Genomic DNA, 14,394 nt, shown 5'->3' on the forward strand with positions numbered 1-14,394 from the left:
TAACATTGCTAACGTCTCCAAAGGAGTAAGAATTCATTCGATAAGTAGATACTAAGCCAAATCGATAGATAGATAAAACAGTTTGTTCTTATAAATCTGATCGGTTTTGCAAATGTATTGAAAAATTCATGATTAATTTCAAGCTTATATATGGGTGCTTAGCATGAATTTTCAAATAGTTTAAAGTGTGATTGGTCTTTTTCAGTTAAGATTGGAATTCTGCATTTGAGAGTTGAACGATGGAATTACAACGCGGTATTTATCAACATTATAAGGGTAAACTTTATCAGGTCCTGCATGTGGCAACACATAGTGAAACGGAGGAAAAGCTGGTGGTTTACCAATGTCTTTATGGTGACTATTCGATTTGGGTTCGACCGCTATCCATGTTTACGGAAAGTATTAATACCAGTGATGATCGTGAAGTAGAACGCTTTAAATTGGTTCAGGCACTTTAATCAATCCATAAAAAATTTATTTAGATAACCTCAGGGAAGAGCAATGAATCAATTACAACATTTTGAAAGTTTCATGCAGGAACTGTATAAGACCTTTCATGCGCATGATCTTCAGCAAACTGAACGTCTGCAACGCTATCGAAATATTGAGCCTGAATCAGGCCGATTTTTATCATTACTCATTCGTGCCCAGCAGTCCAAACGTATTCTGGAAATTGGGACTTCTACAGGCTATTCCACTTTATGGCTGGCCGAAGCTGCCCGGCAGACTCAAGCGATAATTACAACATTAGAAATAGATGCAGAAAGAGTTGCGCAGGCCGAGCAGTATGCAAATCAGCTAGACTTAAAGGATTTGATTGATTTTAAAGTGACAGATGCCTTGTATTATCTGCAAGCTGAGCAGGACGTATTTGATTTTATATTGTTAGATGCGGAACGTGATGCTTATGTGGATTATTGGACCCATTTGGCCCGATTGCTCAAGCCAAAAGGTGGAGTATTGCTGGTGGATAATGTGATTTCACATGCTGCGGAAGTAGAAGAATTTATTCAGCTGATCCAGCAGGATTCACGTTTTATCATGAGTACATTGCCGATTGGAGCTGGTTTACTCATGGTGACTTATCGTTAAGTAGAAATTAGTTAAATTAAAACAGGCAAACCCGGTCAAAATGTAAGTTGTATTCAAGATACTTCTGTACAAAGGCCATTTTATCTTGTCGTCTTAACAGGTTGTCATAAACAAATTCGGGAACAGGATGGTAGAGCTCTATATCGCCATTGCTATAAATGATTTTCAGGTGGCGGCTAGAAGGACTATAAGCCCATGAGATCACGGTTAGCAGTTTTTGCATACGTTTTCCTCCACTGAATATTATTATCTTATGTCTTGAACTTATGCCAACTGACATTGAAGATGTATAACTGAATTGTAAGCATAAGTAGGGGATTGTTATGAAGAGGATGCAATATGCATGCCTGATTTTTATATGATCTTTAAGATGAAAAATAAAGATTTGGCAGGATGGCTTTAGATAGAAGAAAAAGGAAAATAAAACGGTTGGCCAATAGAGCAATCAAATAAATGTTCAAATAAAAAACCACGCTAAAAGCGTGGTTTTTTTTGAATCAGTTCAATCTAATACAGATTAGATTTTACCAACTAGGTCGATTGAAGGAGCAAGAGTTGCGTCGCCTTCTTTCCATTTAGCTGGGCAAACTTCGCCTGGGTGAGCGTGTACGTATTGAGCTGCTTTAACTTTACGAAGAAGTTCTTGAGCATCACGACCGATACCGCCAGCGTTGATTTCAACGATTTGGATTTTACCTTCTGGATCGATCACGAAAGTACCACGGTCAGCAAGGCCGTCAGCTTCAATTAGTACGTCGAAGTTTTTAGCAAGAGTCCAAGTAGGATCGCCAACCATTACGTATTGGATTTTTTTGATTTCTTCAGAAGAATCGTGCCAAGCTTTGTGAGTGAAGTGAGTGTCAGTAGAAACTGAGTAGATTTCAACGCCTAATTTTTTGAATTCTTCGTAGTTGTCAGCAAGGTCGCCAAGTTCAGTTGGGCAAACGAAAGTGAAGTCAGCTGGGTAGAAGAATACTACAGACCATTTACCTTTAAGGTCAGCTTCTGTTACTTCGATGAATTTACCATTTTGGAACGCAGTTGTTTTGAACGGTTTAACTTCAGTATTAATTAAGCTCATCATTGTCTCCATGATTGAGGTTTGTATTTAATTTCCAATAGGGTACAGAAATTATTTTTCTTGCTGAAACAGTATTTTTACATAACATACATCGGAAAAACCGAATTAAGCTAAAAATAAAACACCATTAGCGCAAACAGCATTGCTCTTGATATAAATGATTCAACCGTAGAATGGTGAATACATCATGACAAGACTCACCCCGGTTTAATGCCTCTTCAGACATGATGCCGCAAGCAGTAAAATTCAAGGGTAAAAATTAAAAAATTATAAAAATATTCAAAATGGCCGTTCTTTCGCTTAGGGGCAATACAGCGTAAAATAGCTGCCTATTGTCTTTTTTTATATCAGGTGTTTTCTCAGTGCAGAGTCCTTTAAATGTAGATCAGCTCGTTATGGCGCGTGACCGTCATCGTTTAAATCGACTCCAAAAAGGTAAAGATGCCAACCAAAAGCAATATCAAGAATTATTTGAAAAATCGCATGCCAAAGTCATGCAGCGTATCGAACGCATTCCCAATATCAAGCTGAATCAGGATCTGCCTGTTACCCAGTATGCAGACAAGCTGATTGAAGCGATTCAGCAGCATCAGGTTATTATTGTGGCTGGTGAAACCGGTTCCGGTAAAACCACGCAATTACCACAAATCGCCATGCTGGCAGGTCGCGGCCTGACTGGTCTGATTGGCCATACCCAGCCACGTCGTCTGGCTGCGCGTAGCGTATCACAGCGTATTGCGGAAGAAGTTGGCGAGAAACTGGGTGAATCAATTTCCTTTAAGGTTCGTTTTAATGAACAGGGCTCGCAGGATTCGATTGTCCGTTTGATGACGGATGGTATTTTATTGGCAGAGCTGGCCAATGACCGGTTCCTGACCAAATACGACACCATTATTATCGATGAAGCGCATGAACGCTCGCTGAATATCGATTTCATCATGGGGTATCTCAAGCAGCTCTTGCCGCGTCGTAAAGATCTAAAAGTGATCATTACTTCGGCAACACTGGACGTAAATCGTTTCAGTAACTACTTTAATGGCGCGCCGATCTATGAAGTGGAAGGGCGTAGCTATCCGGTAGAAGTGCGTTATCGTCCAATTTCTGAAATGAGCATTGTCGGCAGTGATGATGACGAGTTTGATGATTTTGAAGAAAATCTGCCACGTGCAGTGGTTGCAGCTGTAGAAGAATGTTTTCAGGATGCACAGGAAAAGGGACATCCGGAACATGCCGATATCCTGATTTTTGCCAGTACCGAACAGGAAATTCGTGAACTGCAGGAAACCCTGATAAAGCATGGTCCACGCCATACTGAAGTGTTACCACTCTACGCACGATTAGCATTAGCAGAACAGCAAAAAATCTTTAATCCTTCGGGCGGCGGTCGACGGATTATTATCGCCACCAATGTAGCAGAAACAGCATTAACTGTTCCGAATATCCGTTATGTGATTGATAGCGGTTTTGCCCGTATTTCCCGTTATAACTATCGTTCACGGGTGCAGCGCTTACCGATCGAAGCGGTTTCTCAAGCTGCTGCCAATCAGCGTAAAGGTCGTTGTGGCCGTATTGCGCCAGGTGTCTGTATTCGTCTGTATAGTGAAGAAGACTTTTTAAGTCGTCCTGAATTTACCGAACCAGAGATTAAACGGACCAATCTGGCATCCGTTATTTTACAGATGCAAAGTCTGGGCCTAGGTTCACTGGAAGATTTCGATTTCATTGAGCCGCCAGATCATCGTCTGGTCAATGATGGTCGCAAGCTCTTGATTGAGCTTGGGGCGATGGTGGAGAAGAGTAAAGCCCCTCTTTCTGAAAGAGGGGTTGGGGGAGATTCTACTAATCCTCCTAAATCCTCCTTTACGAGAGGAGGACTTCAAGGCAAGGGAGATTCTCTAACCAAAATCGGTCAGCAAATGGCAAAAATGCCAATCGATCCACGTCTGGCGCGAATGATTCTTGGCGGTGCGCATTTTGGTGCATTGAATGAAGCTTTGGTAATTGTGGCGGCACTAGCTGTACAAGACCCACGTGAACGTCCTGCGGATAAGCAGATGCAGGCCGATCAAAAACATGCCTTATTCCGTGAAACAGATTCAGATTTCCTGTTTTATATCAAGCTCTGGGATACCCTGCATAATAACCGTGAAAGTATGAGTGAAAACAAACGCCGTACTTTTGCACGGAATCATTTCCTGAGCTGGTTGCGTCTGCGTGAATGGAAGAAAACTCATGAGCAGCTAGTGGATCTGGCTAAAGGCTTAAAACTGTCCTTTAATGAAAAGAAAGCTAGTTATGAAAATCTCCATCGCGCTTTATTGACCGGCCTACTGTCTTTTATTGCCAACAAGACTGATGAACGTAATGTGTTTATGGCAGTTCGTCAGCAGAAAGCACGGATTTTCCCGGCATCAACGCTGCACAAAACCAATACCCCATGGGTAATGGCTTTTGAAATGGTTGAAACCTCGCAGGTGTATTTACGAACTCTAGCGAAAATTGAGCCGGAATGGATTTTGCTGGCTGCGCGTGACTTACTGAAACATCATTATTTCGAACCACATTGGTCGAAAAAGGCGGGTGTGGTCAATGCGTATGATCAGATTTCTCTGTTTGGTCTAATCATCGAGCCGAAACGTCCGGTCAATTATGAGAAAGTGGATCAGCCGGCTGCGCATGAAATCTTCCTGCGTGATGCACTGACTACTGGTAATCTCGGCATTAATCCACCCTTCTTGAAGCATAATTTGCTGAAACTGGAAGAAGTGGAGCGGGTAGAAGATAAGCTACGCCGTCGTGACTTGGTCGTGGATGAAGAAACCATTTACCAGTTTTATGCCTCCAAAGTGCCACCAGAAGTAGCCAGTCGCCGCAGTTTTGAGGACTGGCGTGCGACAGTAGAGCCACATGATCCACGTTATCTGTTTATTGATGATGATGCGCTTTGGCTGAATGATCGTCCGACCACACAACAGTTTCCGGATTATTTACGTAATGGTGAATTGCGTCTGGCGACCAGTTACCGTTTTGACCCAAGTCATGATGAAGATGGTGCAACGGTTAAAATCCCGCTGCAGGCTTTGCCGCAGGTCGATGAAAATATCTGGTCATGGGGGATTCCGGGCTGGCGTCTGGAGTTGATCGAAGCTTTATTAAAGAGTTTACCTAAAGATAAACGCCGTAGTCTGGTGCCGATTCCAGACACTGCGAAAAAGCTGGCAGCCCGTATTGATGCAGTCAATTTACGTGAGCATATTTTCAGTTTTCTGGCTTTCCAGTTGCGTGGCGAGCAGATTACAGAAAAAGATTTTAGCCTGGATCGGGTTGAGCAATATCTCTTGCCTTTGATCAAGGTGATTGATGAAAAAGGTCGTGTGATTGAACAAGGCCGTGATCTTGCCGAACTGAAAGCCCGTTGCCGTACTGAAACTCATAGTCCGGTGAAACAGTTAAAAGGTGAATTTAAAACTTTCCCAGAAAACTTTGTCTTTGAAGCGTCACAAAAAGTGACGGGTGTAGTGGTCAAGCAATATCAGGCACTGGTTCCGACCAAAGACTTCGCTGCACTGGAACAGAAAGATGAATCTGGTGTCGTGATTCAGACCTTTAATGATCAGGCTGAAGCCGTCAAACAGCACCGTGAAGGGATTATTCGACTGGTGCATATGCAGCTCGGAGATCTGGTGCGCCAGCTGAAAAAACAGATTTCCAAACCGCTGGCACTGGCATATTCACCGCTTGGTGATAAGGCTCAACTGGAGCAAATGCTAGTTTATGCCACACTGCACCTGTCAATTAACGAGCTGCCTGTCAATATGCAAGAGTTCCAAAAGTTGGTGGAGGATGTAAAAAAATCTTTCCTGACTCATGGCCAGACTGCACTGAAAGAAATCACGGATATTTATATCCAGTGGCAGGAAATCCGTCGTAAATTACTGGTTTTAGACCCATCTATATTTGGAAAAAATATTGATGATATTGAGGATCAGCTTGATTTGATGAGTCTTTCTGACTTTGTTTATCGGAAACCTTCCGACGTATGGTCAGAATTTCCACGTTATTTGAAAGCCCTGATCTTGCGTTTAGAGCGCTTGCCAAATAACCTACAGAGGGATGATTCCGCCATTGACCAAATTGATCCGTGGATGGAAAAATTATTTCAGTTTAAAAATGACGCTCGCCTTAAAGAATTGTATTTTATGGTTGAGGAGTTAAGGATCTCATTGTTTTCTCAACCGATGAAAACGAAAACACCCGTTTCTCCAACTCGTCTGCAAAAAGTATGGGAACGTCTTGGAATCAGTTAAGATATAGGTCATTTTGAGAAGGAGTTTTACATGGGCATTCGTATTACGGGTACTGGCTTGTTCCATCCGGAAGATGTCATTACCAATGAAGAGTTAGTTGAAAGTTTAAATGCTTATGTGGAACTGTATAATCACGAAAATGCAGATAAAATCGCTGCAGGCGAATTAGATGCACGTCGTGGTTCTAGCGCAGAATTTATTGAAAAAGCGTCAGGCGTACAACGCCGTTATGTGTCAGAAAAAACTGGCATCCTCGATCCAAAACGTTTACGTCCAAATCTACGTGAACGTTCAGATGATGAAATTTCCCTTCAGGCAGAATGGGGCGTGATCGCAGCAAAACAGGCGATGGAAAATGCCGGTGTCACTGCTGAAGATATCGATGTCGTGATCCTGTCATGTTCAAACCTACAACGTGCTTATCCTGCGGTTGCGATTGAAATCCAGACTGCTCTGGGTATTCAAGGTTATGCTTATGACATGAACGTTGCATGTTCAGCAGCCACTTTCGGTTTAAAACAGGCTGCTGATGCCATCAAGGCAGGTGCACGTCGCGTATTGCTGGTGAATGTTGAAATCACCTCTGCACATACCGATTTCCGTTCACGTGACTGTCACTTTATTTTCGGTGATGTCGCAACTGCATCGATCATTGAAGATACTGAAACTAAAACCGGTTTTGAGATTCTAGATACTTCATTATTTACCCAGTTCTCAAACAATATCCGCAATAACTTTGGTTTCCTGAATACGTCAGAAAATGCGGATATCGACGACAAACGTTTCCGTCAGGATGGTCGTAAAGTATTTAAAGAAGTGTGTCCACTGGTTGCCAAGATGATTACTGCTCAACTTGAGAAAAATCATATTGCCCCTACAGATGTGAAACGCTTCTGGTTGCACCAGGCTAATGCCAGCATGAATGAATTAATTCTGAAACTGGTAGTGGGTAAAGAAAATGCCAAACCAGGTCTGGTACCTATCATTCTGAATGAGTTTGCCAATACTTCTTCCGCAGGTGTCATTATTGCCTTACATCGTACTGCAAATGAAGTTGAAGACGGCGAATATGGCGTACTGTGTTCATTTGGTGCAGGCTATTCAGTGGGTTCAATCCTGGTACAAAAACGCGTGGCGTAAGCCGGGAGTATATTTTGCAGGTCAAGCATGACGGAGCATGGATCAGGCGCTTAAGTGCCTTATCCAAACTGTATTTCACGCCTACTTTTTTAGGGGCTGAAAATATTGATGCCAGTCGACCTGCAATGTATGTCGGTAATCATTCCATGTATGGCATCTTTGATGCGCCAATGCTGATTGATTACCTGTACAATGAACATCAAGTGGCTGTGGTTAGTATTGCTGATCATAGCCATTTTTATGTGCCGCTATGGCGTGAAGCAGTGAAGAAATTTGGTGCTATTGATGGTATACAGGACTATGTGCGCTCAGCTATGCAGCAAGGCTACTCGATTCTGGTCTTTCCGGGTGGTGGCCGTGAAGTGCTGAAACGGGAAGGTGAGCAGTATTAGCTGATCTGGAAAGAGCGTTACGGTTTCCTGAAATTAGCACAAGAGTTTCAATACGATATTGTCCCTTTTGCTGCACTCGGCGGTGATGAAATCTATGAGATTGGATTTGATGCCAATAAGATCATTCAACATAAGTATTTTCAAAAATTATTAAAAATTCCCCAACTCAATAAATTATTACGTCATGGTGACGTGATTCCTTCCTTACCTAAAAATCTGTTTCCCAAACGCTTGCCTTTTTATTTTCAGTTTATGCCGCGGCAGCCAATTCATCATGTGCAGCACGAGAATGATCTGATTGATTTTCGTGAGCATTTACAACAAAAGATCTATCAGGGGCTAGAACTGTTGGCTGACAGACGTCGGCAAGATGAAGTCTAGGTCTTTTCATCATTCCTGCTTTGCTTTACATTGAGATCGAATCGTCTAAAAAATCACCATGCTTCAATTTCTGTAATAGAAAGGAAAAAGCGATTTTAAAGGATTGAAATTCAGTAGGTCTGTAACTCAATAGGGTTAAAACGAAGGGGGAAATATGGAACAGGAGTGTTTGCTACTGCCATTCAGACAGCTCGCTCAACAATGCCTCAGTATTTTTCCTGAGTTAAATCAGCTGTATTTGGATCAAATGGCTTTTGTTGGTCATGTGAATGCCCAGAATTTGTTCAGGATTCATCAGGACGAACATCGCATTGACCTGCTTAATGGCTTATTAAATATCCAGCTATATACACCTCAAGATTTAAATCCGGAAAGTCCTCATGCCTTAGCAGAAATGCACATTGATTCCAGTCTGGCTAAAGCAGAGGCTTTGGAAGAGTTTTTCTTTCAGGATATTTACTTTCTGACTGGCGATTTAAAGCCCCAGCATTCCCTGTTTTTACGTGATAAAGCCAAACAGCTCCGTCAGCTCATTATTGATCAAGTCTATATATGGGTTAATGCGCCTGACCGAGTTGCTAATTGCTTAAAACAGATGTCGCTTGTGCAGGCTGAAATCATCGACTCCTTTATGATTAAAGCCGAAGTTTATACTCAGTCTTGTATCAGTAATTGGATTCAAAGTGGGCATGAGATTCCTGCGCATGTCTTAAAACAGCTACAGCAAATCTTTTCCTTGCAATATTTGCAGCCAGATGAGTTTCTATCGATTCAGTCAGTTATGGATAGTCTGGATGCATTTTGTTTTAGTGCGCCTGAGTTTCTGCACCCAGCAACCTTCCGGATTATTTCTTTATCCTTTGAAAACCGGTTCAATCTGCACGAACTGAATGACCATATTGACGATATTCGTTTGTTGTATCGGCATGCAGAAGAGCAAAGTCATCTACTGGGCTTTGTCCGGTTGATGAATTGTGATAGCTGGCATCGGAGTGATCTGCTATCCAAACGCAATTTTCTGGAAAATAATCCTTATTTATGGCAAAAAAAAGTCGCCAAACTTCCTTTATTTGACTGTCATCGCGTAGTGAACTGGCTATTTAAACAGCCTGCGGAAATCTTGGATTGGCTGAGCAGCAATATTCAACATAGCAGTGTGCGGGTAGCAGCAACAGCTTTAAGCTTTATCGATACGCATCATATTCATCCGCAGATTGTTTTAGCTACCTTGCAATATTTTCAATATATCGCAGCACGTCTGTTTATTGATGATGTTCATCAATATGCCATTCAGCATCACTGGTTTGAGCATGAGCTAAATCGAACAGTTGTTCTCAAAGGGACGCGTCAGGCTATTGAGGATCATCGTATTGCGATTAGTCCATCGATTCTATATCTGGATGAATGGATCGGATTATTGCGGGATGTAGTGGCAATGGATGATCAGATGACTAAAAGAGTTTACGCCAACTTAAGTCGGGTGATGCAGGCTTATATGCAGCATCTGTATAAGGTCACCCGTGATTTGCCTGAGGATGTGCTGGCTTATATTCGGCCCCAAACTCAGCAAGACCGTGATTTTTATAACGTGCTACAACGTAACCAGATTCCATTTGTAGAGTTCAGGAAGCGCTTTTATTTACATGCAAGGCATGTGCGGGAATCCTGTTTTGATGGTTATATCCGTGATTATCTGCCGGAGTATTTTTCTACTCAACCGGAAGTGCCTAAAAATTTAAGCTGGACCAGTTTATTTACGCAGGCAGTTGTCTGGCATGAGCAAATTCAGAAGCAAGAAATTATTGCCAAGCTCAAAAAAGACTTTGCTCTAACCAGCTGGAGGCCGCTCACACAAGCACATTTTCTACTGTATTTTAATTGGCGGTTTGAGGAATTGAAAACACTAGAGCGGATTATTGAAGAGGCTAGAATATTCCGGAACTGTCTGGCTGCAAGTTATGCACAGCGTATAGTCGAAGGTGAATATGTGGCCTTTCGCATGTCACATCCTGCCATTAAATTACCTTTGATTTTAGGCTGTCAGTTGCAGAATGACCAAGTCATCTTTGACCAGCTTGAGTATCCAAATAATCAAAAAGCGGAAGTTGAATATATCAATATTGCCCAGCATTTTATTAACTGGTTAAACCTGCAGGCTTGACCTGATTCAGTGCTTTTCTGTCCGTGAAGCTTAACTTTTCCGGCAAAAATCGTTAGGCTATAGCCGTTCTTTTACGGTATCTCTTTTATGAAACAGGAAACTGCACTTAAGCTCTTAAAAGCAGGGGAAAATGTCTTTTTAACCGGTTCTGCGGGTGCAGGGAAAACTTATACGCTCAATCAATATATCAATTATCTGAAAGCCCGTAAGGTGTCGGTCGCCATTACTGCGTCGACTGGCATTGCAGCAACGCATATGAATGGCATGACCATACATACCTGGGCAGGAATTGGGATCAAAGACTTTTTGTCTGAAGAAGACCTGAAGCGGATGAAAGAGCGTAAATACCTGAAAGAACACTTGGAAAATGCGCAAGTCCTGATTATTGATGAAATTTCCATGCTGCATGCCAAGCAGCTTAATCTGGTCAATCAGGTGCTGAAATATTTCAAGGAAAGTGATGAAGCTTTTGGTGGGATTCAGGTCATTGTAGCAGGGGATTTTTTCCAGTTGCCGCCCGTTGGAAAAAATGATGAACGTAACCGCGATAAATTCTGCTTTATGTCGGATGCCTGGGTTGAAGCCAAGTTCCGCGTCTGTTACTTGACTGAACAGCACCGTCAGGGCAATGACTATCTGAATGATATTCTGAATGCCATTCGTGCACAGGCCATTTCACCTGAACATCGTTCAGCGCTACAAGGTACACGTCAGCAGGACATTGGCGATACCTATACACGTCTCTATACCCACAATATGGATGTCGACAGCATTAACTTTAAGCATCTGAATGAAATTGATCAGGATCCCCGCCAGTTTGATGCGCAATGTGATGGCAATGAAAAACTGATTGAAACCTTAAAGTCTTCAGTCCGAGCACCCGAAGCCTTAACCCTGAAAAAACATGCCAAGGTCATGTTCGTGAAAAATAACTTTGATATGGGTTATATCAACGGCAGCTTGGGTGAAGTGATCGGCTTTGAAGATGATGATGAGCATGGCATTCTGCCAAAAGTTAAACTGACAGATGGAACTACATTAATTGTAGAGCCTGAAACTTGGTCGGTAGATAATGAAGCAGGTAAAACCATTGCCAGTTTCCAGCAGATTCCACTACGTTTGGCTTGGGCGATTACCATTCATAAGTCTCAAGGCATGACGCTAGAAGCTGCTGAGATTGACTTGAGCCATACCTTTGAAAAAGGTCAGGGCTATGTAGCATTATCCCGTTTAAAAAGCTTAAATGGTCTACGCTTGAAAGGCTTTAATGAACAGGCTCTGGAACTTGATAGTCTTGCCATTAAGGCTGATCGCCGTTTTCAGGAACTGTCAGATGAAGCAGAAGCGAATTTTGAAAACGTGGATTTGACTGTACAGCATAAGGCCTTTATCCGCCATTGTGGTGGCACTTTGAACGAAGTTGAGATCCAGCGTAATGAGAAGAAAATTGCCAAAAATGGTGGTAAGCAAAACTACGCGACTGCAACCTTGGATGAAACCCGTGAACTGTTTGAAGAAGGGTATGAGATTTCCGATATTGCAACTGAACGTGGCTTGACACCAGCAACCATTATTAACCATCTCGGACGTTTGCATAAAGAGCAAGGTCTTGATATCTCAATAGCTCATCCGGGTGAGGAAGTTGTTGAACAAGTCCGTAAGATTTATAAACGTCTAACCAAACGTCAAAATTCAGATCATTTTAATGATGATGGCAGTATTAAATTACGCCCAATCGTGGAACTGACCAGCCCGCGTATGGGTTATGATCAGGTGCGTTTGGCCTTGCTGTTTGTGGAATAAAATTTGGGTTTTTAAATTTTAGTATTTAACCTGAGCTTTTACTTTTGAAAGATCAAAAGTAACAAAAATCTTTTGTTGGATTGAAGGTACATCCTGTACCTCAATCCAACGAGCGACATCCATGTCGCTGATCATGTGATTTAATACTATGCAGTTCTTAATTTTAGAATATTAATTTTTAAGAATATTGCACAATCATGGTTAAAGACTTATTGCGTTCCAATCAATAACGATAAAATCCCGGCTGCAATTAATGGCCCGACTGGGACACCACGAAGTACCGCGACGCCTGCCACCGTACCAATTAATAGACCTGCAACGACATCAGGCTGACTTGACATCAGTTTCACCCCGCGTCCACCAAGCCAGGCAACAAATAGACCGATTGCAATTGCCAGTAAAGATTTCCAGCTAAGAAAAGATTTCAGAATACTGTCACCGGGAATTTTTCCGCTAGCAATCGGAGCCAATACTCCAATGGTTAAAATAATAATCCCGATATTTAGGCCATGTTGCTGTATATAAGGTAAGAGTTCATTGAGAGGCGTGATTTTTAATACGATCAACACGGCCGCGGCAATGGTCACAGCAGTATTATGACTAAAAATACCGCAAGCCAGTAGAACCAGAAGAACAAGCAGATTCAGATCAAATTGGGACATAAGGAGATAGGAAAAATGAAAAGTCACAGGATTATAGGCTTTTTACCCATTTAAAGGGAGAAAGCCTTATAAGAACTGAATCTAGTTGGTTTTCGGTATAGAATGCGCCTATTGTTCGTTTAAACAGGTTCAGACAGATGCTATTGGAAAAAATGTTGCAATCACAAGGTTTCGGCTCACGAAAACATTGTCAGCAACTGATTAAAAATGGTGCTATTTCGATTCAAGGCGAACTCATCGATAACCCCAAGCATAAGCTGAATCTGCAAGATCTGACTTTTAGCGTCTATGGTCATGAGTATCGCTATCGGGAAAAAGTATATATTGCGCTCAACAAGCCACAAGATTATGAGTGCTCACATCAGGCCACACATCATTTCAGTGTATTTGATCTGTTTGATGACATCCTGTTAAACCGTGGAATTCAATGTGTAGGTCGTCTCGATCAGGACACCACCGGACTGTTATTGCTGACGGATGATGGTCAGTTTTTACAAGCGTTGACCCATCCTAAAAAACATGTGGCGAAAGTCTATCAGATGACTACTGCCGATCCCGTGACAGATGAGCAGATTCAACAGCTTGAACAGGGTGTGGAATTGAGAAATGAAAAAGGCACCTTTGCTGCTACAGATATTGTTCGTCTAGATGAAAATCGTCTGCAAATGACCATTCATCAAGGGGTTTATCATCAGGTGAAACGTATGCTGGCAGCTGTTGGCAATAAAGTGGAGCAGCTGCATCGTGCCCAGATTGGTGCATTGGCCTTGAATGAACTGCCAATAGGGGAATGGACCTATCTGGACGCAGAACAAGTGGCACAGGCAAAATTCCGTACCGAATAAAGTCTGGGATTTATTTCAGGAAACAATGGAAAGTCACGAATTCATTATCCTGAATAAATCCAAGTGACTCATAAAGTTTATGTGACTGATAATTGGTTTTTTGCGTTTCCAGGCTGATTCGAAGCGCATTCTCATGTCGGGCAAACAAGATGGCAGTGTCAATCAGTTGCTTGGCTGCACCATGCCGTCGATAAGGCGGGCTAATATAGACATCGTCCAGCACATAATAAGTAGAACATGCGACTGAGGAAAATCTTAAATACAGCAGAATAAATCCGGTAAAAATATCATCCTTAGTGTTGATAAAAATGACAGTTTGACCATCTTCAAAACGCTGTTTCAGAAACTCGTAAGATAAATCCAGATTGGAAGAAGTACCATAAAATTGACGGTACTCATCAAATAAAACGGCCAGGTTAGGTAGATCTTCTGACTGGGCGCGTCGCACGATCATCGGCTTACTCCATGTTAATTTTATTATTTATCATTAACATCAAGCATAGCGAAGTTTGAAAGGAGAGAAACTTAAG

At 42.1% G+C, this 14,394-nt stretch carries 11 protein-coding genes and 1 pseudogene; 8 read left to right on the forward strand and 4 right to left on the reverse strand.

Annotated features, from left to right (window positions below; genetic code table 11):
- The first annotated feature begins 239 nt into the window (after positions 1 to 239).
- Both B3Q46_RS00535 and B3Q46_RS00540 read left to right on the forward strand, forming a co-directional pair.
- A complete protein-coding gene (locus B3Q46_RS00535) occupies positions 240 to 458 on the forward strand; it encodes a DUF1653 domain-containing protein (RefSeq protein WP_004784046.1) in 219 nt (72 codons plus the stop codon).
- Between the two features lie 43 nt (positions 459 to 501).
- Positions 502 to 1,092, forward strand: a complete 591-nt coding sequence (locus tag B3Q46_RS00540; RefSeq protein WP_034702281.1) for an O-methyltransferase — start codon at positions 502 to 504, stop codon at positions 1,090 to 1,092.
- Between the two features lie 16 nt (positions 1,093 to 1,108).
- On the opposite strand, the gene B3Q46_RS00545 is transcribed toward B3Q46_RS00540, so the two are convergent.
- A complete protein-coding gene (locus tag B3Q46_RS00545; protein WP_004784043.1) occupies positions 1,109 to 1,315 on the reverse strand; it encodes a KTSC domain-containing protein in 207 nt (68 codons plus the stop codon).
- A gap of 294 nt (positions 1,316 to 1,609) precedes the next feature.
- Entirely contained in the window at positions 1,610 to 2,173 is a 564-nt protein-coding gene (gene ahpC / locus B3Q46_RS00550; RefSeq protein ID WP_004784041.1) for an alkyl hydroperoxide reductase subunit C, read from the reverse strand.
- Positions 2,174 to 2,535: 362 nt separating this feature from the next.
- Between ahpC and hrpA the strand changes: the two genes are divergently transcribed.
- The 5 genes and pseudogenes from hrpA to B3Q46_RS00575 all read left to right on the forward strand — a co-directional run bounded on the left by hrpA (position 2,536) and on the right by B3Q46_RS00575 (position 12,357).
- On the forward strand, positions 2,536 to 6,480 hold the full coding sequence (hrpA, locus tag B3Q46_RS00555; RefSeq protein WP_034702283.1) for an ATP-dependent RNA helicase HrpA: 3,945 nt from the start codon (positions 2,536 to 2,538) through the stop codon (positions 6,478 to 6,480).
- A 30-nt stretch (positions 6,481 to 6,510) separates the two neighbouring features.
- On the forward strand, positions 6,511 to 7,620 hold the full coding sequence (locus B3Q46_RS00560) for a beta-ketoacyl-ACP synthase III (protein ID WP_004784039.1): 1,110 nt from the start codon (positions 6,511 to 6,513) through the stop codon (positions 7,618 to 7,620).
- 14 nt (positions 7,621 to 7,634) lie between these two features.
- A pseudogene (locus B3Q46_RS00565) lies at positions 7,635 to 8,393 on the forward strand (lysophospholipid acyltransferase family protein).
- Between the two features lie 154 nt (positions 8,394 to 8,547).
- Entirely contained in the window at positions 8,548 to 10,554 is a 2,007-nt protein-coding gene (locus B3Q46_RS00570) for a hypothetical protein (RefSeq protein ID WP_034702285.1), read from the forward strand.
- Positions 10,555 to 10,641: 87 nt separating this feature from the next.
- A complete protein-coding gene (locus tag B3Q46_RS00575; RefSeq protein ID WP_004784036.1) occupies positions 10,642 to 12,357 on the forward strand; it encodes an AAA family ATPase in 1,716 nt (571 codons plus the stop codon).
- A gap of 209 nt (positions 12,358 to 12,566) precedes the next feature.
- Here B3Q46_RS00575 and B3Q46_RS00580 read toward each other — a convergent pair whose 3' ends face one another.
- Positions 12,567 to 13,019: a DUF441 domain-containing protein gene (locus tag B3Q46_RS00580; protein ID WP_034702287.1), complete on the reverse strand. Its 453-nt coding sequence runs from the start codon at positions 13,017 to 13,019 to the stop codon at positions 12,567 to 12,569.
- Between the two features lie 137 nt (positions 13,020 to 13,156).
- Between B3Q46_RS00580 and B3Q46_RS00585 the strand changes: the two genes are divergently transcribed.
- A complete protein-coding gene (locus B3Q46_RS00585; protein WP_034702289.1) occupies positions 13,157 to 13,864 on the forward strand; it encodes a pseudouridine synthase in 708 nt (235 codons plus the stop codon).
- Positions 13,865 to 13,874: 10 nt separating this feature from the next.
- On the opposite strand, the gene B3Q46_RS00590 is transcribed toward B3Q46_RS00585, so the two are convergent.
- On the reverse strand, positions 13,875 to 14,318 hold the full coding sequence (locus B3Q46_RS00590) for a GNAT family N-acetyltransferase (protein WP_004784033.1): 444 nt from the start codon (positions 14,316 to 14,318) through the stop codon (positions 13,875 to 13,877).
- Between the last annotated feature and the right edge of the window lie 76 nt (positions 14,319 to 14,394).

This window comes from Acinetobacter sp. UBA2581, from assembly GCF_002339435.1.
Classification (GTDB): Bacteria; Pseudomonadota; Gammaproteobacteria; order Pseudomonadales; family Moraxellaceae; genus Acinetobacter; species Acinetobacter variabilis.